A 19363-nucleotide genomic window follows, 5' to 3' on the forward strand; every position below is an offset into this window, starting at 1 on the left:
GGCGGGCCAGGCTGATCGCATGATAATCGTGATCGGCGCCGGCCAGGCAGGGCTTGCCGTGGGCCGGGAGCTACGCCTGGCCGGGCATGACGTGCTCGTCCTGGAAGCGCACTCGCGCGTGGGGGAGTCCTGGCGGCGCCGCTGGGACTCGCTGCACCTGTTCACCTCCGCCCGGCTGAGCTCGCTGCCTGGCCTGCCGCTGCCCGGCGACGGCGGCCGTTACCCGCATAAGGACGAGGTGGCCGCCTACCTTGAGACCTATGCGACACACTTCGACCTCCCCATCCGTCTGGGCACCCCCGTACGGCAGCTGCGCCGGGCGAAAGACGGAACCTTCGAGGCGGTCACGGATCACGACACCTACACCGCCGAGGGCGTGGTGGTCGCGACCGGCCCTTTCCAACGTCCGCACATTCCCGGTCTGCCGCTCCCGCCGGACATCGTCGCTGTGCACAGTGCCCATTACCGCAGCCCCAGGCAACTGCCCGACGGACCCGTGCTCGTGGCAGGCGGCGGCAACTCCGGCATGCAGATCGCAGCAGAGCTGTGTGCGGACCGGCAGGTCACTGTCGCGCTCGGCACGCGTAAACCGGCGTTGCCCCAGCGCGTTCTCGGCCGCGACCTCTTCGCCTGGCTGCAGCTGGCCGGGGTCGTACGAGCCCCGGTCACCAGCCGTCTCGGCCGCCTCGTACGCAGGCGCGACCCGCTGATCGGCACCGGTCCCGAGCAACTGCGCCGTTTGGCAGTGCGCGTCGTCGATCGCATCGTCTCCGTAGAGGGAAACCGGTTCAGAACGGCTGAAGGCGAGACGGTGACGCCGTCCGCCGTGATCTGGGCGACCGGATACCGCCCTGACTACCGCTGGATGCGTATCCCCGGAGCTCTGGACGGCGACGTGCCGCTGCACATCGGCGGAATCAGCCCGGTGCCCGGCCTCACCTACGTCGGCCTGCCCTTCCAGAGCAGCCGCGGCTCTGCTTTGCTCGGCTGGGTGGGAGAAGACGCGGCTCGCGTGGCACAAAGCTACCCGTCAAGAGGCTCCGCGATAACGGTACGTCGGTGACTCGACCGCAGGTCGCCGAGGCAGGGCCGCAGTCCGCCGCGGGCTGGGCCCTGCACGCCCCTGAACTGTCCTACCGGAAGACCTGCTATGCAGGGGAGCGACCTGCACCGATTGCCGGGTCAGCAGGAGCTTCGTGAGTCGATCTGAACGGTTTGGATCGGTGTCGGGCCGATCTCTCCCAGAGCGTCATTGTCGTCCGCGCCGACCCACCAGGTCGTGCGGTGGATCGGCACGGGATCGCGGCCCGGTCCGGTATCGGTGGGAGGACACTCAACTTCGGGCGGCGGTGACCTGCTCGGTGGGAGCCGGGGCGGTGGTCCGCAGGGTGGTGGCGGCGGTCAGGGCGGCCAGGAGGGCGATGGCGGCGGCTCCGATGAAGGCGGCGGAGAAGCCGTCGGTGAGTGCGGGCAGGTTTCCGAGCCGATCGGCGCCGTTGGCGGCGGCGACGGCGGTCATGGCGGCCAGGCCGAGCGCCGAGCCCACCTGGTAGCTGGTGTTGACGATGCCCGAGGCCAGGCCGCCTTCCTCCGGGCGGGCGGAGGAGATGGCGGTGCCGAGGGAGGGGATGAAGGCCAGCGACATGCCGAGCGCGGCCACGAGGCCGGCGGGCAGGACGTCGGTGAGGAAGCCGCCGTCCGGGCTGATCAGCGACAGCCAGGCCATACCGGCGGTGAGCAGGACGAGGCCGGCGACCGTGGTGGCCTTGGGGCCGAAGCGGCCGATGGCCCGGGGCGCCAGGACGATCATGCCGAGCATGATGAGGACGGTCATCGGGAGCAGCGCGGCGCCGCTCGGGAAAGCGCTGTAGCCGAGGACCTGCTGCAGGTAGAGGTTGAGGAAGAACCACATCGGGATCCACGCGCCGCCCAGCAGGAGCTGGGTGAGGTTGGCGGCGGCCAGGTTCGGCGTACGGAAGATCGACAGGCGCATCAGCGGCTCGCGGCGGCGGGCCTGGACGGCGACGAACGCGGCCAGCAGCACCACGGCGCCGGCGAGGACGAGCCACGTCTCGGCCGAGCCCCAGCCGGCCTCCGGTGCGCGGACGATGGCGTAGACGGCGGTGCCGAGGCCGAGGGTGACGGTCAGGGTGCCGAGCACGTCGATGGAGCCGCGCGCCGATGGGGTGGCGGGCATCAGGGCGCCCGTGGCCAGGAGCGCGACGAGGGCGATGGGGATGTTGATGTAGAAGACCCAGGGCCAGCTCAGGTATTCGGTGATGAGGCCGCCGAGGAAGACGCCCGCGGTGCCGCCGGCGGGGGCTGCGGCGCCGTACAGGGCGAGAGCCTTGGTCAGCTCCTTCGGGTCGTGGCCGAACAGCATCATCAGCAGGGTGAGCGCGGACGGAGCGATCAGCGCGGCGCCGACGCCCTGGACGGCACGGCCGGTCAGCTCGATCCACACCTCGGGTGCGACGCCGGCCAGGAGGGATCCGGCGAGCAGGATTAGCCAGCCGGTGCTGAAGAGCCGGCGCGCCCCGAACAGGTCGGACAGGCGGCCGCCGAGGAGGAGCGGGCCGCCGAAGGCGACGACGTAGGCGTTGAAGACCCAGGACAGGTTCTCCTGGGAGAAGCCGAGGTCCTGCTGGATACGGGGGAGGGCCACGCCGATGATCGACGTGTCCATGATGACGATGAACTGGGCGGTGGCGATCAGGGCCAGTGCGGCCCAGCGCCGGGGGAATGGTGCGGGCATGGGTGTTCTCCACTCGAAAGCCTGATACCCCTAAGGGGTATTGCGTCGGCTAGAAAATACCACCGGGGGGTATCTGTCAAGCCGGTCGAGTGGTGAACGGGGAACGCGGCTGCGCAGGGCCGGCGGCAGAACATTGCCAGCATACGGGTAGGGGGTATAGGTTTGCCTGGGTGTCTATTCGAGCTAGAAGGTTCTGATGTCTGAATCGACGCACCACGGTGACGGCTCCGGCGTCCACCGGCAGCGGAAGGTGACGTGGGGAGTGGCCGCCTCGGCGACCCTGCACTGCCTCACCGGCTGTGCCATCGGTGAGGTGCTCGGCATGGTCATCGCCACCGCCCTGGGCTGGCACGACCTGCCCAGCATCCTGCTGGCCGTCGCGCTGGCGTTCGTCTTCGGATACGCGCTCACCCTGCGCGGACTGTTCCGTGCGGGCCTGAAGTGGCGTGCGGCGCTACGCCTCGCCCTGGCCGCCGACACCCTGTCGATCCTCGTCATGGAGATCGTCGACAACGGCGTCATGGTGATCATCCCGGGCGCGATGGACGCCGGTCTCGCCTCGTTGCTGTTCTGGGGGGCGCTGGCGTTCTCGCTGCTGGTGGCCTTCCTCGTCACTCTGCCCATCAACAAGTGGATCATCGGGCGCGGCAAGGGGCACGCCGTGATCCACGCCTACCATCACTGACCGGTCGGCCTGCCCGACGCGTTCGGATCCTCGCGGTTGCGGCGGTGGATCTCGCGGCGGGTGGCCGGCTCTGCGGCGGTGAGCATCTGACGGAGATCCTCCAGGCTCATGCCGGCCTCCCCGGCGCGCAGGATCGCGGCGACCCGGTAGAGGTCGTCACGGCCGTGGCGGCGGCGATCGCCCTCGGCGCGGGCCGGGGAGAGCAGGCCCACCGCCTCCCAGTGGCGCAGGACGTGCGGCGCGAGCCCGAACCTGGCTGCGGCGTCGCCGACGGCCATCGCCGGAGTTGACTTCATGTCGACATCAAGTCGCATGGTGGGGGCATGTCGAACGAACTCATCAAGCTCCTCGACCGCGCCGACGCCATGCCGGCCGCCGCCCTGTTGCGCGCCCGCACGTACGACCTGCTCCGGCTCAAGCCCGGCGACACCGTCGTCGACGTGGGCTGCGGCGCGGGCCTGGCGGTCGCCGAGCTGGCCGACAGGAACGTCACGGCGGTCGGCATGGACGTCAGCGAAGAGATGATCACGGTGGCCCGGCGGCGCCGGCCCCAGGCCGACTTCCGCATCGGCGACGCCTATCGCCTGCCCTTGCATGATCGCGAGGTGGCCGGTTACCGGGCGGACAAGGTCTTCCACGAGCTCGCCGACCCGGCCAAGGCTCTGGCCGAGGCCGTACGCGTGCTGACCCCCGGCGGCCGGATCGTCCTCATCGGACAGGACTGGGACACCATCGTCATCGACTCCGACCAGCCCGCCCTCACCCGGATCATCGTGCACGCCCGCGCCGACCTCACCACGAACCCGCGCGCCGCCCGCGCGTACCGCAACCTGCTGCTGGACGCCGGGTTCCGCGAGGTGGAGGTGGAGGCGCACGTCGGGGTCTTCACCGGCGAGACCATGCTCGCCATGCTGACCGGCCTCGCGCAGGCCGCGCATTCGGCGGGGGTCATCACCCGGGAGGAGTGCGACGCCTGGACGGGGGAGCAGGCGCGCCGTGCCGAGGAGAACCGGCTGTTCCTCGCCCTGCCGCTGTTCGTCGCCTCCGCCACCAAGTAGCCGATCAGCCGGCGCCGCAGGCGCGCCACCCCAGGTCACGGAAGCCGGCGGCCTCGGCCACGGCGGCGGAGGCCCGGTTGGCGGGGTCGTGCATGTAGGTGGGCAGGGCGCCTTCGTCCAGCACCCGCCTGGCCGGCGGGCCGGCGGCCGAGCCATCGAGACAGATGCCGAGTCAGCAAGCGTTGCATCATCTTCCCTTCCTATACGGTAGGGGGGTAGGGTACGTCGCTATGAGACGCTTGGTGCCGCTTGAGCCCGCGACCGCTCCCGGCAAGTCCCAGGACCTGCTGCAGGACATCCTCGACAGGAGGGGCAGCGTGGGGGAGATGGTCGCCACCATGGCGCACTCCCCGGCGCTGCTGGAGGGTTACCTGAACCTGTCGCGCGCCATGAAACGCGTCAAACTGCCGCGGGCGCTCAGCGAGAAGGTCTCGCTCGCCGTACAGGAGTGGATCGGGTGCGGCACCTGCATGCAGGCGCACATCGAGGCGGGACGTGCTGCCGGGCTCAGCGATGCCGACATCGCGCTGGCGCGGCAGGGCACGTCCACCGACGCCAGGGAGGCGGCCCTGATCGCGGTGGCCGTACGGGTGCTGGCCGAGCCGTCGTCCCTCACCGACGCCGACGTGGCCGATCTGCGGGCGCACGGGTGGAGCGACCGGGTCATCGCCGAGATCGTCGGCGTCGTCACGCTCAACTTCCTGACCGGCGCCTTCAACCTCCTGGCCGGCCTGCAGCCGTCGAGCTGACGATCGCCAGAATCTGGTACGAAGGCTGGGCCGATGAAGGGCTGTTCGACTACCGAGGGTCGCCGGTCAGCCTGTCGAGGTGGTCGGCCACGGAGCGGTCGTTCCAGCTGCCTCCCGCGAGGGCGACGTAGCCGTCAGGGCGGATCAGCACGAGACCGTCGCCGTCCACCCCGTACAGCTCGTGCGCCTGTCCCGTCGCGTCGATGAGTGCGCCGTCGCCACAGGACAGGCCCGGGGGAACGATGCGATGCGGGTGCACGTCGGCGCGCCGGCTCCCGCGCACCTGAGGTGCGGGGCCGGAGCCGAAGACGAGCAGTGTGAAGTGCGTGCCGTGGAAGAGGTCGAACAGTCTGACCTGCTTGCCGCTCTCCGGTTCGACGCAGTGGGCGTCCGGGGCGCGGTCGCCGGCGCGGATGCCGATCGCCTCGTCCAGGTCGCAAGCCAGGCTGCCGCCGCGGTAGGTGAGGGTGAGCTGGCTGACGTCGCTGAACGGGTCCTGCCCCTTGAACGCGCCGGCGATGCGCTCCGACACGCGTGCGGTGTCGCCGCCGGCCCAGTATCTGCCCCGGGCGGTGGTCGAGGCCAGCACGTGCCTGGCGATCGGCAGGCGTTCCTCCTCATAGGTGTCCAGCAGCGGTTCGGGCGCTCCGCGCAGGACGTGCGCGAGTTTCCAGCCGAGGTTGTACGCGTCCTGGACCCCGGTGTTCATTCCCTGGCCGCCCGCGGGGGTGTGCACGTGGGCGGCGTCTCCCGCCAGGAAGACGCGGCCGGCCCGGTATCGGTCGACCATGCGGATGTTGACCTGGTAGATCGACAGGTAGATCGCGTCGTGGAAGCGCACGCCGGGCAGCCCGACGTGCTGGGCGAAGATGTCGCTGAACGTCTCCACCGAGACCGGGGGAAGCTCCTGGCCGTCGTCCGGCGGCAGCGGGGCGGTGAAGAACCAGGTTCCGCTGCTCGGCATCGGGGCCAGGGTCAGCATGCCGCCGGGGCCGGTCGCCCACATGTGGGAGACCGAGGCGTCCAGGCCGTCGACGCTGAGGTTGCCGAACAGCATCCGCTGCCGTTCCCACGTCTCGCCGAGGAAGTCGATGCCGGCCTGCTTGCGTACGGTGCTGCCGCCGCCGTCGCACCCGACGAGGTAGCGCGCGCGGATGTCCTGCAGCCGCCCGTCGGTGCGGACGGATGCCGTGACCAGGTCACGGTCTTGGGACAGGGCGACCAGTTCGGCGCCGAGCTCCACCGTGGTGCCGAGTGAGGCCAGCTTCTCGCGCAGGGCCGCCTCGGTGAACTGCTGACCCACCATGAGGCTGCCCGGATAGGGCGCGCCCGGCACCGGAGGCGCGTCGTACATGATCACCTCGCGCACCACGTTCCCCTGCGCGTCGTAGAAGCGCGTGGGGAGTGGCGGTTCGGCGTGTTCGGCCAGGCGGCCGAGCACGCCGATGTCCTCGAACACCTCCTGGGTGCGGGCCCGGACGCCCCGGGCCCGCGTTCCGGCCGGATGGGCGGTGGCGCGATCGATGATCCGCACGCGCACGTCGCGGCGGGCGAGCTCGCACGCCAGCGTGAGCCCCACCGGCCCGGCGCCGACGACGAGGACGTCCGTGATGTCCGAGGTCTCCATGGAGACGCTCTCCCTTCATGACGACAATAGAGTGGGCGAGCGCCCATTCTTAATGGGCGCTCGCCCACACGTCAATTCGGCAGAGCGGGCGTGTACGTCGTCCTATGGCTCTGACCTCGGCGTTCTGCTAGGAGATGACGCCCGTCCAGCCGCTCCAGTCGGAGGGCGAGTTGACGAGGTGGGTACCTGAGCGGGTTGTGCACGGTCTTGATCTTGGTTTGCCGCAGACGGCGTCGCTGTGGTGGTGCACCGTGACGTGCAGGGGCCGTCGTCGGTGAGGGTGGCGCCGTCCACCCTGGCTATGCCGAAGTCGATCACGCGCGGGCCGTCTGGGCCGAGGGCGACGTTCTCGGGCTTGAGGTCACGGTGGATCACCCCGGCCCGGTGGATGGCGGTCAGCGCGGTCGCCGCCCAGATGTACGGCTGCGTATCGTGCAACCTGCCAAGAGGCCGGCTCGGCCGGCCGGCGCCCCGTTGCTCGGCCGCCGATGGCGGGGGGTGGCGTGAGGATCACTCGCCGGAGGCGGCCTGTTCCCGCTTGCGGGCGCGGTAGGCGCGCAGGTTTGCGGCGTTGCCGCAGAACCGTACGTCGTGCCAGACGCCGCTGTTGTTGCGTGAACGGTCGTAGAACGCACACGGGCAGCGAGACCTCATACCCGGCGGACCGGCCCAGCTCCGCCTTCTCGGTGGTGGTGGCCGTGGTGATGGCCTGCGACGCGCCCAGGACACGGGCGACCTCCACGCCGCCCTGGCCGACCGCACCGCCGACGCCCGGCGCCAGTACGCTCTGGCCGTCGCGGAAGCCCGCCAACTCCTTCAGCGCCAGGTAAGCGGTCAGGTAACCGGCGCCGGTGGTCAGCGCGGCGGCGGTCTCGTCGTCGACGCCGTCCGGGATCGGCACCAGATGGGCCGCGTCGACCGCGATGTAGTCGGCCCACGAACCGTCGGTGCTCACCCCGTACCGTCCTCCGCTCAGCACGACACGGTCACCTGCGGCCAGTCCCGTGGCGCCGGGCTCCTCGACCCGCCCCACACCGAAGCCACCCGGCCGGATCGGCAGCGGCTTGTGCAGGGCGGGTGCGAGTTTTCCCGAACGCACCGTCTCGTCCAGCAAGTTGACCCCGGCCACCGACATCCTGACGAGCACCTGCCCTCTCGGCGGGCACCGGCAAGTGCCTCTCCCGCACCTCCAGTACGTCATAGCTGCCGAACCGGTCGTATTCAATCGCGCGCATGGCTCGTTCCTCACCTCGGTCCCGCCGATCGGTCGGACGACCGATGCTGAGAGTCGACCGCGCGCTGGGATGCCGGCAGGCGATCGGCGGTCCGCAGGCCGGCGGCCGCAGCTCACCACCCAGGGGCTGCTGCTACGGTTAGGGATCTCCGTTGTGACCATAAGGGGACGTATGTTCGGCATTGTCCGCCCGTGTCGGCACGTCCTGTGCAAGGGCCTGTACGCGGACTGGATGGGCCACTTGTGCGGACTCTGCTTGGCCCTCCGCGACGAGCACGGACACCTGTCCCGGCTGGTGACCAACTACGACGGCCTGCTCGTGTCCGTCCTGACCGAGGCCCAGACATCCGCGTCCACGCCGCGCAGGAAGGCGGGCCCGTGCGCGTTGCGCGGGTTCAAGGGCGCCGACGTGGTGGAGTCCGAGGGAGTACGGCTGGCGGCCTCGGTGTCGCTGCTCCTGGCGGCCGGCAAGGTGAACGACCATGTGGCCGACGGCGACGGCATGTACGCCCGCCGCCCCGTGGCCGCCGGCGCCACCCGCCTGGCGAACCGCTGGTCCTCCGCCGGTACGGCCACGGCCGGTACGCTGGCCTTCGACCCCGCCCCGCTGACGGAGGCGGCCGAGCGTCAGGCGCTCCTGGAACGCATCCCCGCCCAGAGGTCTCCAGGATTACGCGAGCTGACGAGGCCCACCGAGGACGCCGTGGCGGCGGCGTTCGCGCACACCGGGACGCTCGCCGCCAAACCCCACAACCGCGACGCCCTCGAGGCGACCGGTCGCGCGTTCGGGAGACTGGCCCACCTGATCGACGCGGTGGAGGACTTGGCCGAGGACCGGGCGTCCGGGGCGTACAACCCGCTCGCCGCCACCGGCACCGGCCTGGACGAAGCGCGCCGCCACTGCGACGCCGCACACGCCGACCTGAGCGCCGCCGTACACACGCTCGACCTGCCCCGCCCCGCCCTCACCCACGCCCTGCTGGTACGGGAGACCGGCCACGCCGTCTCTCGAGCCTTCGCCGTCGCCGAACCGAACCACCCTGGCGCACCACCGGACCAACGGCCGCCCAGGCGCGACCCCGGCGGGCTGCTGTCCCTGGCGTGCGCCGCGCTGACCTGCTGCACCTGTGGCCTGTACCGGCCCGCCTGGGACGAGGAGCGCGACAGCTCCTGCTGCGGCCGCCTCGACTGCTCCGGCTGCGACTGCTGCAGCAACTGCGGCGACTGCTGTTCCTGCTGCTCATGCGAGGACGGCTGCTGCTGCGACGGCTGCAGCTGCGACTGACGTCAGCGGTCTCAACGGACCGCCCATCGGTGGGGAGGGCCGCGCGGCGCGGGACGAAGGCTTTCGGACGTAACCGAACCAGTTGTAGAAGCACCAGGGGTCGCTGATGTAGCTGGCCGCCCGGACGATGGGCGGGATGATGTCGGCCGCATCGTCATACAGGCCGCGTGCAACGAGACCGTACGGCTCAGACCACTTGGTGGTGCCGCCCGGAGTCCCTGGGTGTGTGGCCGGCCGGGCGGCCTACGGGCCCAGGTAGACGGTCGGCGAGAGCCATGCCGGACGTGGCAGGCCGAAATGCTCCTGGAGCATCAGTTCGGCCTGGGTGAGCGCACCGTAGACCCAACCCTGCCCGGTCGACCACGCCGATCCGCAGATGTACACGTTGGCGCCGGGGATCGGGCGGCGCATCCGCGGCATGATCTCCCAGCTCTTCGCCCCGACCTGCCAGAAGTGGTAGGCCGCGCCATAGGGGTCCTGCACCCAGTTCTGGAAGTACGCGGCCGTCGGGTCGGGGATGCGGGCGCGGCGCCCATGCAGCTCGCGCAGCTGGCGCTGCGCCTCGTCGACCAGTGTTCCCGGTGCCGTCGCGTCCATCGGCCGCGGCGGCCGGGTCACCGACACCGGTGCCAGGCGTTTCGGTCGCGTCAGCAGCTCGTTCCAGTACTCCACGTCGCTGAGGTCGTTGTAGGAGGCCAGCAGCAGGGCATTGCGGTTGGCGGGGTCGGCTCCGGGCTGGTTGCCCTCGACGCCCCAGTAGTAGGTCTGGCGCAGGGGCATATCGGTCACCGAGCGACCGGCCTTCAGGCCGAGATCCTCCCACCACGGCCGGTCGTAGGCGAGGAAGAGTTTCGAGGCCGGCCTCGTGACGATCGAGCCGAGGTCGGACAGGAACCGGTTGCTGGAGAAGAGGAACGTGTCCGGGTCCAGCAGCTCGATCGAGCGCTGCGGCATCGCCAAGACGACGTGGCGCGCCCGGACCTTGAGCGGCCGGCCCTCTGGCCACACCGTCATGGCAAGGGACAGCACCTCCTCGCCGCCGACCGTCTCCCGGTCGATCCGGCGTACTTGGTGGTGGAGGTGGACGCTCCCGCCTTCCCCCACGAACCGGCGGACGAGCTCCTCGGGCATCGTCTGGTAGCCGTCACGCAGGAGCAGGTACTGCGGCGGCGGGGAGCCGACGAAATCCGCCACGGACGCCTCCATCGCCTCGACGCTGTTGACGCTGGACACCACCGACCCGTAGCCCAAGCCGTCGCGGAGGAACGACCACCCCTCCTGACCAACCGCGTCGAGCAGCAGATTCCAGAACCCGATGTCGTACAGACGCCGCCCCTCGGCCGACGCCGTCGGCTTGATCGCGTCCCAGGCCCGGTGATCCATCCGGGCGGCGTTGGGAACGAAGCGCTGAATGACGGACAGGAGCGCGTCGTCCGGCGTCCTGCCGCGGATCGCGGCCGGCAGGTCGTACGGCACGACCCTCGGATCGGTGAACTGGCTCATGGTGAAGCGGCGCCGGCGCAGGTAGACGAGGTTCTGTGGCTCGTCGACAGGGAAGGGGGCCGTCGGCAACCGGAGATGGCTCACCAGGTCGGCCACGACCGGCTGGTTGCTCAAGTAGCGCATCCCACCCAGCTCGGCGTGCAAGTGCGGCATGCCACGCGGCGTCACCGAGAAGAGGCGGCCGCCGACGCGCTCGCTGCTCTCGAACAGCCGCACCACGAGCCGGCCGCCGCGCCGCCGCCGCCGTAGCCTGCTCAGCACGCCGCTGCGCCTGGCCTCCGGTCCGAGCAACCGCCAGCCCGCGTACGCCCCGGACACTCCGGCGCCGATGACGGCGACGTCGATGACGCCCTCCCGGGCGGGCGCCGAGGCGGCCCGCGCCGGGGCGCCGAGCATTCCCCCGACGATGGCGGCGGTACCGACCGCCGCGCCCCCCTTGAGCAGATCGCGCCGCGTGGATCCCCCCTTCGCCGACGGCATTCCGGCTGGGATGTCCTGGCTGTGCTCGTGAATGCTCATGCAGCCCCCCTGGCGTGCTCCGCAAGTGGGGGGCGTGATGATCTTGCATCTGGTGGCCGTTCTTGTCGAGGCGACACCCCGACCAGGCACATTGTCGTGCGGGTGGCATGGCTGCGCGAGGATAGCCTGCGGTCACTCCCCGGCTGCTTGGAGGAAGATCTGCGCCAGTTCGCGGGGCCGGGAGAACATCGGCCAGTGACCGGTGTCCATCTCGACCAGCCGCCAGTGCCTGCTGGTCAGCAGCCTGCGCACGTCGTCGCTGAGCTCCGCTCCGGCGAGCAGGCACTGGATGTACGTCGCCGGGAGTTCGTCCAGGGGCCGTGCCAGCACGGCGGGCTCGGTCAGCGTGGCGCCCGGGTGCGGCGTCGAGCCACTCAAGATTCGTGCGATCTGCTCATCGGTCAGGCCGTGGCCGTCGTAATGCGTTGCGGGCACGAGCGGCCAGAATCCTCCGTTCTCGGCGATCGACGCCTTCACCATGGCCCCACCGTCCGGCCAGGCGGAGACGCACGCCTCGCCATCGGCTGGCACGCTGGAATCGACGAAGATCACGTGGGACAGCCGGTCACCGATCCGCTCCGCGGCCTGACCGACCGGGATGCCCGAATAGCTGTGACCCACCAGGACGACGTCGCGCAGATCCCGACCTTCGACCTCGTCGACGATGTCCTGGACATGGGTCTGCTGCCCAGCCGGCACACCCCGTCTGCCGGCAAGGCCGGACAGCGTCAACGGATGAGCGCCCTGGCCCGCTGCACGCAGATGGGGCACCACCTCGTCCCACGCCCACGCCCCGAGCCGCGCGCCTGCAACTAACACGAAATTCGCCATGGCCGCACCGTAACGGAGCAGCCTGCCAACCGCCCGGCCGTTGCCTGCGGAAGGACTCGCCCTCGAAGGGCACGAGCTGCACGCGGTCGAGGTCGGCCACAGCGACGGCGACGCCTCGACCGTTCTGCACGTACCGGCGCTCCATCTCGTCGTCGCAGGCGACGACGCCTACAACAACGTGCACCAGTACCTCGCCGACGGCGGCATCGACGCGGTACGCGCCCTGCGCCCGCCGCCGTGGTGGCCGGGCACAAGGACGCGGACCGCGCGCGTTCTTCGGCGAGATGGTGCAACGCTACCCGGACCGCCTTCAAGCATCTGGTGAAGGGGATGATGAACGCGCCGGGATCTGACACCGAAGTCGAGTCCGCACGAGCCCATCGCGGGCTTGTCGCCCATCGCAGAGGAGCATCGATGGAATACGTCACCCCCCTCCTTGCCGCAGCGATTGCTGTGGTGGGGACATTGACCGCGTCGATCTACACCCAGCGATCAGCGCTTCGCGGCAAGCGGATGGATTTCGAGCAAGCGCAGTCCCAGCGGAAGGAGGACCAGGAAAGCAAAGAGCGAAAGGAGTGGTTGGAACAGCGGCGTGCATGCTACGTGGCGTTGAACATCGCCATCAGGCAACACCGCACGGCCATCAACGACCTCCTGCACGGTATCCGTGACGGTGCGGCCAGCGATGAGCTAAGAGCTGACGTCGCACAGACACGCCGCATGTATATCGAACGACACGCTGAGGCCCAGATGACCGGCCCCCGTGAAGTGCTGAATACGGCTGGCGCAGTCAGAGGACACCTCAGCAGCTGGTATGGGATGGTCAGAAGACTGGATCAAGGGATCGCCGGCGAGGGAGAAACCCTGGACGCGGCCCTCGCGTACAGCGAACGATTCTGGGAACGGGGCGAGCGCCTGCGTGCGGCAATGCGGAGTGACCTTGGAATCTCAGATGTCTCCGACGCGGTTGCCGACTCTGGTCAGGACACGAGAGACGGGTAGCACACCTCAAGTCCGTGGCGCGATGAGCCCTTCGCCGGCCACCGCATTCAGTCAACGCCCGTCGCTGATTTCCACGAGTTCAACCTAGTACTCGAGCCGGACTCAGCGGTTGAGGAGGCGTTGTTGTCGCTGGTAGTGGCATGGCGAAACCGCGGATCGACCCCGCGCAGGTGCCGACGTCGGTCGCGCAGCGGGTTGCGGACGTTCTACCTGCGGAAGGGTGACCCTTTGGGCAGCAGGCGCAGGGTGCAGGCGCGTTCGAAGCGGGCGTCGATCGAGGTCCACAGGTCGGCGGCCTCGGTCAGTGCGGCGTGGTCGTCGTACAGGATGCCGCGGGTACGGGCCAGGCTCGCGGCGGCCCAGGTGTTCTGCTCCGCGTACGGCGCGGCGAGGAGTACTTCGAAGGCGTCGCCGACCTGGCCGGCAAGAGCGAAGAAGAGCGCGCGGAGTTCTTCCTCCGCCACGACAGCTTCTTCGTCTGATCCCTCACCACCCGCACCTGCGAAACGAGCACGTCATGACCAAGGTCGCCGTCATCTACCACTCCTCCACCGGCAACGTCCACACCATGGTCGAGGCAGCGGCCGAGGCCGCGGCGAAGGCGGGCGCAACTCAAGCAGTTCGTCGACACCACGGGCGGCCTGTGGTTCCAGGGCAAGCTGGTGAACAAGGTCGTCTCCTCCTTCACCTCGGCCGGGCACGGCGGCCAGGAGAGCACCCTGCCGGCCCTGAACAACGCCATCTACCACTGGGGTTCGATCATCGTCCCGCCCGGCTACGCCGACCCCGTGCAGTTCGACCCGGCCAACGGCAACCCCTATGGCGCGAGCGGCACCTCCGGCAACACCCCGGCGAACGTCGCCGAGGCCAACCTGACCGCCGTCGAGTTCCAGGCCCGCCGCGCCGTCGAGATCGCCTCCGCGCTGCGGCGCGGCCTCATCGCCGCCTGAAAGGATCATCATGACCACGACGAACGCAGGCCCGGCCCAGGTCACCGTGCTCGGGCTCGGCTCCATGGGCTCGGCGATCGCCCGTACCCTGCTCGACCGGGGCCACCGTACGACGGTCTGGAACCGGACGGGGAGCAAGAGCCGCCCCTGGCCGAGGCCGGCGCCGCGACGGCCGCGACGGCCGCAGAGGCGGTGGCGGCGAGCCCGCTCGTCCTGATCTGCCTGCTCGACGGCCCGGCGGTCGAGCAGGTCCTGGAGTCTGTCGAAACCGCGATCGCGGGCAAGGTGCTGGCGAACCTCACCAGCGGCTCGCCCGCCCAGGCGCGGGCGAACGAGCGCTGGGCCCGCGAACGCGGCGCCCGATACCTCGACGGCAAGATCATGGGCGACCCGCCGTACGTGGGCACACCGCACGTGCAGCTGCCGTTCAGCGGCTCCTCCGCCGCCTTCGCCGCCTGCGAGCCGGTGCTGCGGGAGCTGGGTACCGTCACCCACCACGGCGAGGACGCGGGTCTGGCGGCCGTGGAGTTCCTCGCCCAGATCGCCGTGTCGTACGAGCTGCTCATCGGCTACCTGCACACGTTGCGCCTGGTCCAGGCCGAAGGGGTCGACGTGGTGGAGTTCGCCGGGCGCGTCGGCGCCTCCCTGCCCGCCTACCCGCCGCTGCTCACCTCGATGGCGCAGGCGGTCAAGAACGGCGACTATGGGCCGGACCTCGGCCCGCTCACCGTGCAGGCCGCGCTCATGGACGACCTGATCGGCCACCGGCACGCCGCCGGCGTGGAAGCCGTGCGGATGCGGGAGGTCAAGCGGCTGATGGACCGCAGGATCGCCGGCGGCCACGGCGACCAGGGATTCTCCAGCCTTTTCGAGCTGCTGGCCGAGCCCACCGGCACGTGACGCGCCCCGAGCTGACCGAGCGATACTTCCGCGAGTCTCCTGGCAGCCGCCGCACCTATATATGTGCGCGAGCACGGGAGCTTCTCCCGGCAGCTGCGCCGACGGCGGGAACCGGGCCCCGGTTCCCGCCGTCCGTCTTCACCGCGTGGTGGTGAACAGGTATACGGAGTTCTCCACGGCCTCCACACGGTGGCGGCGTTCGGGCATGACCAGCAGGTCGCCGGGCAGCCCGTCCCACGAGTCAGGTCCGGCGACGAGCCGTACCCGCCCGTGCAGCACGTGCACCGTGACCTCGCCAGGATGCTCGTGTTCGTGCATGTGCTCGCCCTGCCGCAATGCCATCACGGTCTGCCGCAACGAGCGATCGTGTCCACCGTGGACAGTGGTGGCGCTCCGACCGCTGCCCGTCTCACGGGCACGCGCGAGCAGATCGTGAACGAGCGCGGTCAGTGAAACCTTGGTCATGACCGTGGCGCCCGACGGTCTCGCCGAGCCTCCAACTCCTCTGGGCTGACCACGGTCAGCATCGGTTGCCCGGGCGCGCAGAACATCGTCACGACGAACGCCGACTCCTCGTCGGCGAGGTGGTTGCCGTCCTGGTAGTGGATCACGTCCCCGCCAGGCTCCCAGAACGCCTCGCCTGCTCGGACAACCCGTACGGGTTCACCTTCGAGTTCGAAGTTGATGGCGCCCTTGACCACGTACCCGTATGCGGGACCGGAGTGCCGGTGAGGCGGCGCACCAGGGCTGTTCGGCGGCAGCGTGACGTGGATCGTCATCGCCTCGGCCCCCTCCGGCGCGGGCGGCGCCCCGGGCACGGTGGCGACCACGTCGATCTGCGGCGGCGGCCCGCTCTTGTCGGGGTTCTCCAGGTGGTGAGCGTGTGCTTGATCGGTGCCCATCAGGCTTCCTTCCGCGAAACGGTGGCCGGCTCGATCCGGCCGTGCACCAGCTCAGACCGGACAGCGCCCCGTTTTGTGACAACTTCCGCAGCATCTCGGGCGCGTCGGCCCGGATGCTCTGCATGTGCACACCGGCCGGGCGGGACGAGTACTTCGTGCGCATCGGCGACGTGGTGGCGGGCAAGGACGCCCCGCCGCCGCAGCTGTCGCCGGACGAGCTCGCGGAACGCCGCCGCGCGGCAGAACTGGCCCCGGCCTACCGCAGCGAATTCCTCTGACCAGCGCGACGACAGGTTTCACCGGGCGGTTCGGTCGCCGCGATCGACGGCACAAAAACAGCTCACTGACAGACCATTTTCGTTCCGGACTATAAAACAATACCTTGCGGTCGGTCCGTAAGATCACCCGCGGAAAAATGCGTTCCACTCCCTATGGATATCCACCAAAGCTGTGGCTACCATCAAGCGGTGATGATCGACACCGAAGGAGGTAGTTGATGGGCCACATCAAGAAGTTAGCCGTTTCGGCGGCAGCGGCGGCCGGAATCGCCGCCGTGACGGCTCTCGTGTCACCGGCTTCCCCTGCTCAGGCGGCGACCTGCAGCACTGACGCGCAGATCGGCACTCCCGGCGGCACCGGCTGGGCGCTGTGCAGCGGCACCGGAGTCACTCAGACGCGGGTCGTGCTCTTCTGCCAGAACAGCAGCGGCGGCTACACCACGCTGTTCGGCCCATGGGTTGCTAATTCCGTCAAATCAAATGCGAAATGCAGCAGCACCTCGTGGCCGATCTCGGTCGGATATCAAACGCTCTGAGCCGCCGCGAGTTCATCTGATTTCGGCTCGAAATAAACCGGCTGTGCCACGGTCCTTGCACCCCTTCACGTTCTGATCGCCGGTTGCCGTCCAGGTTCTTGCTTTTTCGGCGAGCCGCCATGGCTCCATCAGTCACGTGCGCGACCGGTGCCCGGCCTGCGAGGGACGGGCACCGAGGGGGGACGGTGTCACTGAGATCATCCGCTGCTGGGGTGGAGGGGGCGACGGAGTAGGTTCTCGTCTGTGAGTGATATTCGGCTTCTCGGCCTGGATGACCTGCCTCTGTGCCAGCGGCTGGAAAGTGATCGGGGGTGGTCCACCGACGAGGCGAAGTGGCGGCTGATGTTCGAGGTGGGCGCGGTGTACGCCGTCGATGCGGCCGACGGTGACGGTCTGGCGGGGTGCGTGGTGGTGACCTGCTACGGCGACTCGCTGGCCGGTGTCGGCATGATGCTCGTCGCCGACAGGTACGGCAGGCAGGGGCTGGGTACGCGGCTGATGGAGCACGCCCTGCAGGTGGCCGGGAATCGTGTCGTGGAGTTGACCGCGACCCGTTTCGGGCGTCCCGTTTACGAGCGGCTGGGCTTCCGCCCTGTTGGCAGCCTGACGATCACCATGGGTCCGATGCGGGGGACGGCGTGCTCGCCGCGAGTTCGCGTGGCGACACCGGAGGACCACGCCGCGCTGCTGAAGCTGGACGCGGAGGTGACCGGGGCCGACCGGAGCAAGGCGCTGACCGGGCTGCTGGCCAGGGCCGAGCGGACGGTCGTCACCGACGGCGGCTTCGCCGTGGCCTGGACCGCCGGCCCTCACCGTGTCATCGGCCCCGTCGTCTCACCCTCGGAAGAAGCGGCCCGCGAGCTGATCCTGGCGGCCGCCCACGGCGCCGACCGCGACGTGCGCATTGACCTGCTGGACGCCTACCCGGGCCTGCGCCCGTGGCTCACCAAGCTCGGGCCCGTCCAGGGCTCCGCAGCCCTGCCGACGATGGTCTATGGCGCTCACCGACCCCCGGGCGACCGTGGGCGATACGTCGCGCCGATCCTCATCTCGATGGGCTGACCGGCCTTCGAACCGGCCCGCCGCCCGAACCGAACAGACCACGCCGGGCACGACGGTTCCTATCTGCAGGTCCTCGTCTATGGCGACGCGTGGCTGATGAACCTCACGGTGGCCGGGATCGGTGCGAACGCCGCGACGGAAATACTGTTCCGCGCTCAAGAAGTACTGGTGACACGCGGCATGCCCACGGAGAACGGATCGGCGAGCCGACCACCGACTCCGACGGCCTCACCCCCGGAGAATGTACCGATGTTCCGCAAGAACCGAGATTTCACCCTGCTCTGGAGCGCCGGTGCCGGCTCAGCCCTGGGCGTGCACATCGGGCTGGTGTCCTATCCCCTCATCGCCCTGGAACTGACTGGATCCTCCACCCAGGCCGGCCTGCTGGGTTCGCTCGCCCTGCTTGTCCAGTCGGCCATCCGCTTGCCGGCTGGAGCACTTGTGGACCGCTGGGATCGCCGGAATGTCATGATCGCTTGCGACACCGTTCGTATCGTGCTCGCGGCCGGGCTCGGTGTGTCCGCGTTGCTGGGCAGCCTGACCTTCTGGGTCTTGATGGCCGCCGTCGCCTTGTCCAGCGCGTGTGAGGTCGTTTTCCAGCCTGCCGAGACAGCGGCGTTGCGTCGCGTCGTTCCCGCGGATGCCCTGCCGAGGGCGGTGGCGGCCAACGAGGCCAGAGGGCATGCCGCAGCCATCGTGGGGCAATCCTTGGGCGGCACCCTGCTCGGCCTCGGCAAGGCCCTGCCCTTCCTTGGGCAGTCCATGGGTTTCCTGGTTTCACTGTTCGCCACCCTCCTGGTTCGGACGGAGATGCGTGGCCATGGAAAGTCCGAGTTTCTCCTTCGGGAGATCGCCGAGGGTGTCCGCTGGACCTGGCGGCAGCGGACGCTGCGGGTGATTCTCCTTTCCGGAATCGGTATCAACTTGGCCTTCGCGGCATTGACGTTCGGTGCTGTGGTCATGGCACGGTCCGAGGGCGCCTCCGCAGGGGAGATCGGCCTGATATTCGGAATGGGGAGCGTCGGAGGCATGCTGGGGGCCGTACTGGCCACACAGATCGTCCATCGCTGGCCCCCGAGCCGCATCATTCTCGGCGTGTTCTGGACCAATTCCGCGCTGATCGGGCCGATGATCCTCTACCCGAACGTCCACGTGATGGGTGTGCTCCTTGCCTGCATGCTGTTCATGACCCCCTCCGCGAACGCGGTCCTGATCGGTTTCCAGGTCGCCGTCACACCCGACCGTCTTCAAGGCCGGGTCATATCGTCCATGCGACTGATCATCTCTTTGGGCGCGCCGCTGGGGCCCGGTTTCGCGGGCCTCCTCGCTGAGTCATCGGGAGCCTCTGTCGCGCTCCTCGCGACGAACGGAGTGATGCTGTTGGTCGCCGTGGGAAGCACCTGCAGCCGGACCATGCGTCAATTGCGGCCGCAGCAGACGTGACTCCTCGTCGGAAAGTTTCGATGGGCGCCGGCGATGGGCCGGGG

Annotated in this window: 21 protein-coding genes and 2 pseudogenes; 13 read left to right on the top strand and 10 right to left on the bottom strand. The window is 69.5% G+C overall.

Features of this window, described 5'->3' with window-relative positions:
* Positions 1-19 precede the first annotated feature (19 nt).
* A complete protein-coding gene (locus AB0K28_RS37115; RefSeq protein ID WP_364379249.1) occupies positions 20-1063 on the top strand; it encodes an NAD(P)/FAD-dependent oxidoreductase in 1044 nt (347 codons plus the stop codon).
* A gap of 270 nt (positions 1064-1333) precedes the next feature.
* Here AB0K28_RS37115 and AB0K28_RS37120 read toward each other — a convergent pair whose 3' ends face one another.
* The gene (locus AB0K28_RS37120) at positions 1334-2755 is read right to left on the bottom strand and encodes an MFS transporter (RefSeq protein ID WP_364379252.1); all 1422 of its coding nucleotides are present in this window, start codon (positions 2753-2755) and stop codon (positions 1334-1336) included.
* A gap of 196 nt (positions 2756-2951) precedes the next feature.
* Here AB0K28_RS37120 and AB0K28_RS37125 point away from each other — a divergent pair, with 196 nt between their 5' ends.
* Positions 2952-3440, top strand: coding sequence for a DUF4396 domain-containing protein (locus tag AB0K28_RS37125; RefSeq protein ID WP_345407897.1), 489 nt, complete (start codon positions 2952-2954; stop codon positions 3438-3440).
* On the opposite strand, the gene AB0K28_RS37130 is transcribed toward AB0K28_RS37125, so the two are convergent.
* Entirely contained in the window at positions 3434-3736 is a 303-nt protein-coding gene (locus AB0K28_RS37130; RefSeq protein ID WP_364379255.1) for a MerR family transcriptional regulator, read from the bottom strand. The genes AB0K28_RS37125 and AB0K28_RS37130 overlap by 7 nt on opposite strands.
* A 27-nt stretch (positions 3737-3763) precedes the next feature.
* Between AB0K28_RS37130 and AB0K28_RS37135 the strand changes: the two genes are divergently transcribed.
* Positions 3764-4498, top strand: coding sequence for a methyltransferase domain-containing protein (locus AB0K28_RS37135; protein ID WP_364379258.1), 735 nt, complete (start codon positions 3764-3766; stop codon positions 4496-4498).
* Positions 4499-4728: 230 nt separating this feature from the next.
* Complete coding sequence (locus AB0K28_RS37140) at positions 4729-5247, top strand: carboxymuconolactone decarboxylase family protein (protein ID WP_364379261.1); 519 nt, start codon at positions 4729-4731, stop codon at positions 5245-5247.
* A 49-nt stretch (positions 5248-5296) separates the two neighbouring features.
* Here AB0K28_RS37140 and AB0K28_RS37145 read toward each other — a convergent pair whose 3' ends face one another.
* The 3 genes and pseudogenes from AB0K28_RS37145 to AB0K28_RS37155 form a co-directional block, all read right to left on the bottom strand.
* Positions 5297-6874 (bottom strand): FAD-dependent monooxygenase, encoded by a 1578-nt coding sequence (locus AB0K28_RS37145; RefSeq protein WP_364379264.1) that lies wholly within the window; start codon positions 6872-6874, stop codon positions 5297-5299.
* 291 nt (positions 6875-7165) lie between these two features.
* Positions 7166-7282: pseudogene (locus tag AB0K28_RS37150) on the bottom strand (phosphotransferase); the annotation flags it as partial.
* Between the two features lie 102 nt (positions 7283-7384).
* Positions 7385-7528: a CGNR zinc finger domain-containing protein gene (locus AB0K28_RS37155; protein ID WP_345409903.1), complete on the bottom strand. Its 144-nt coding sequence runs from the start codon at positions 7526-7528 to the stop codon at positions 7385-7387.
* 752 nt (positions 7529-8280) lie between these two features.
* Here AB0K28_RS37155 and AB0K28_RS37160 point away from each other — a divergent pair.
* Positions 8281-9393 (top strand): DUF5685 family protein, encoded by a 1113-nt coding sequence (locus AB0K28_RS37160; protein WP_364379267.1) that lies wholly within the window; start codon positions 8281-8283, stop codon positions 9391-9393.
* 243 nt (positions 9394-9636) lie between these two features.
* On the opposite strand, the gene AB0K28_RS37165 is transcribed toward AB0K28_RS37160, so the two are convergent.
* The gene (locus tag AB0K28_RS37165) at positions 9637-11415 is read right to left on the bottom strand and encodes an FAD-dependent oxidoreductase (RefSeq protein ID WP_364379270.1); all 1779 of its coding nucleotides are present in this window, start codon (positions 11413-11415) and stop codon (positions 9637-9639) included.
* Positions 11416-11547: 132 nt separating this feature from the next.
* On the bottom strand, positions 11548-12246 hold the full coding sequence (locus AB0K28_RS37170; protein WP_364379273.1) for an alpha/beta fold hydrolase: 699 nt from the start codon (positions 12244-12246) through the stop codon (positions 11548-11550).
* Between the two features lie 40 nt (positions 12247-12286).
* On the opposite strand from AB0K28_RS37170, the gene AB0K28_RS37175 reads away from it, so the two are divergent.
* Positions 12287-12571, top strand: a complete 285-nt coding sequence (locus tag AB0K28_RS37175) for a hypothetical protein (protein WP_345407879.1) — start codon at positions 12287-12289, stop codon at positions 12569-12571.
* An 89-nt stretch (positions 12572-12660) separates the two neighbouring features.
* Entirely contained in the window at positions 12661-13248 is a 588-nt protein-coding gene (locus tag AB0K28_RS37180; RefSeq protein WP_364379276.1) for a hypothetical protein, read from the top strand.
* A gap of 206 nt (positions 13249-13454) precedes the next feature.
* Here the strand turns inward: AB0K28_RS37180 and AB0K28_RS37185 are convergent, their stop codons facing one another.
* Positions 13455-13712 carry a hypothetical protein gene (locus AB0K28_RS37185; RefSeq protein WP_345407875.1) on the bottom strand — a complete coding sequence of 86 codons (258 nt, stop codon included), beginning with the start codon at positions 13710-13712 and terminating at the stop codon, positions 13455-13457.
* A gap of 198 nt (positions 13713-13910) precedes the next feature.
* Between AB0K28_RS37185 and AB0K28_RS37190 the strand changes: the two genes are divergently transcribed.
* Together AB0K28_RS37190 and AB0K28_RS37195 are read left to right on the top strand one after the other, a co-directional pair.
* Positions 13911-14198 (top strand): hypothetical protein, encoded by a 288-nt coding sequence (locus AB0K28_RS37190; protein WP_364379279.1) that lies wholly within the window; start codon positions 13911-13913, stop codon positions 14196-14198.
* A 76-nt stretch (positions 14199-14274) separates the two neighbouring features.
* Positions 14275-15098: pseudogene (locus AB0K28_RS37195) on the top strand (NAD(P)-binding domain-containing protein).
* A 138-nt stretch (positions 15099-15236) separates the two neighbouring features.
* Here the strand turns inward: AB0K28_RS37195 and AB0K28_RS37200 are convergent.
* Both AB0K28_RS37200 and AB0K28_RS37205 read right to left on the bottom strand, forming a co-directional pair.
* A complete protein-coding gene (locus tag AB0K28_RS37200) occupies positions 15237-15455 on the bottom strand; it encodes a hypothetical protein (RefSeq protein ID WP_364379282.1) in 219 nt (72 codons plus the stop codon).
* A gap of 104 nt (positions 15456-15559) precedes the next feature.
* Positions 15560-16000 (bottom strand): cupin domain-containing protein, encoded by a 441-nt coding sequence (locus tag AB0K28_RS37205; RefSeq protein WP_345407866.1) that lies wholly within the window; start codon positions 15998-16000, stop codon positions 15560-15562.
* Positions 16001-16122: 122 nt separating this feature from the next.
* On the opposite strand from AB0K28_RS37205, the gene AB0K28_RS37210 reads away from it, so the two are divergent.
* The 4 genes from AB0K28_RS37210 (at position 16123) to AB0K28_RS37225 (ending at position 19319) form a co-directional block, all read left to right on the top strand.
* Positions 16123-16278 (top strand): hypothetical protein, encoded by a 156-nt coding sequence (locus AB0K28_RS37210; protein WP_345407864.1) that lies wholly within the window; start codon positions 16123-16125, stop codon positions 16276-16278.
* 218 nt (positions 16279-16496) lie between these two features.
* Positions 16497-16814, top strand: a complete 318-nt coding sequence (locus AB0K28_RS37215; protein WP_345407862.1) for a hypothetical protein — start codon at positions 16497-16499, stop codon at positions 16812-16814.
* Between the two features lie 243 nt (positions 16815-17057).
* Positions 17058-17876 (top strand): GNAT family N-acetyltransferase, encoded by an 819-nt coding sequence (locus AB0K28_RS37220; RefSeq protein ID WP_364379286.1) that lies wholly within the window; start codon positions 17058-17060, stop codon positions 17874-17876.
* A 249-nt stretch (positions 17877-18125) separates the two neighbouring features.
* A complete protein-coding gene (locus AB0K28_RS37225) occupies positions 18126-19319 on the top strand; it encodes an MFS transporter (protein ID WP_364379289.1) in 1194 nt (397 codons plus the stop codon).
* Positions 19320-19363: the final 44 nt, after the last annotated feature.

It is taken from the genome of Nonomuraea sp. NPDC049504 (assembly GCF_040676845.1).
In the GTDB taxonomy this organism is placed as follows: domain Bacteria; phylum Actinomycetota; class Actinomycetes; order Streptosporangiales; family Streptosporangiaceae; genus Nonomuraea; species Nonomuraea salmonea.

Excerpts from the sequence above, each read along its gene's own strand:
- AB0K28_RS37225 (WP_364379289.1), top strand. The coding sequence starts at position 18,126 with ATGTTCCGCAAGAACCGAGATTTCACCCTGCTCTGGAGCGCCGGTGCC.
- AB0K28_RS37170 (WP_364379273.1), bottom strand. The coding sequence starts at position 12,246 with ATGGCGAATTTCGTGTTAGTTGCAGGCGCGCGGCTCGGGGCGTGGGCG.
- AB0K28_RS37215 (WP_345407862.1), top strand. The coding sequence starts at position 16,497 with ATGGGCCACATCAAGAAGTTAGCCGTTTCGGCGGCAGCGGCGGCCGGA.
- AB0K28_RS37160 (WP_364379267.1), top strand. The coding sequence starts at position 8,281 with ATGTTCGGCATTGTCCGCCCGTGTCGGCACGTCCTGTGCAAGGGCCTG.
- AB0K28_RS37135 (WP_364379258.1), top strand. The coding sequence starts at position 3,764 with ATGTCGAACGAACTCATCAAGCTCCTCGACCGCGCCGACGCCATGCCG.
- AB0K28_RS37145 (WP_364379264.1), bottom strand. The coding sequence starts at position 6,874 with ATGGAGACCTCGGACATCACGGACGTCCTCGTCGTCGGCGCCGGGCCG.
- AB0K28_RS37130 (WP_364379255.1), bottom strand. The coding sequence starts at position 3,736 with ATGAAGTCAACTCCGGCGATGGCCGTCGGCGACGCCGCAGCCAGGTTC.
- AB0K28_RS37205 (WP_345407866.1), bottom strand. The coding sequence starts at position 16,000 with ATGGGCACCGATCAAGCACACGCTCACCACCTGGAGAACCCCGACAAG.
- AB0K28_RS37125 (WP_345407897.1), top strand. The coding sequence starts at position 2,952 with ATGTCTGAATCGACGCACCACGGTGACGGCTCCGGCGTCCACCGGCAG.
- AB0K28_RS37140 (WP_364379261.1), top strand. The coding sequence starts at position 4,729 with ATGAGACGCTTGGTGCCGCTTGAGCCCGCGACCGCTCCCGGCAAGTCC.
- AB0K28_RS37165 (WP_364379270.1), bottom strand. The coding sequence starts at position 11,415 with ATGAGCATTCACGAGCACAGCCAGGACATCCCAGCCGGAATGCCGTCG.
- AB0K28_RS37115 (WP_364379249.1), top strand. The coding sequence starts at position 20 with ATGATAATCGTGATCGGCGCCGGCCAGGCAGGGCTTGCCGTGGGCCGG.
- AB0K28_RS37155 (WP_345409903.1), bottom strand. The coding sequence starts at position 7,528 with ATGAGGTCTCGCTGCCCGTGTGCGTTCTACGACCGTTCACGCAACAAC.
- AB0K28_RS37210 (WP_345407864.1), top strand. The coding sequence starts at position 16,123 with ATGTGCACACCGGCCGGGCGGGACGAGTACTTCGTGCGCATCGGCGAC.
- AB0K28_RS37120 (WP_364379252.1), bottom strand. The coding sequence starts at position 2,755 with ATGCCCGCACCATTCCCCCGGCGCTGGGCCGCACTGGCCCTGATCGCC.
- AB0K28_RS37180 (WP_364379276.1), top strand. The coding sequence starts at position 12,661 with ATGGAATACGTCACCCCCCTCCTTGCCGCAGCGATTGCTGTGGTGGGG.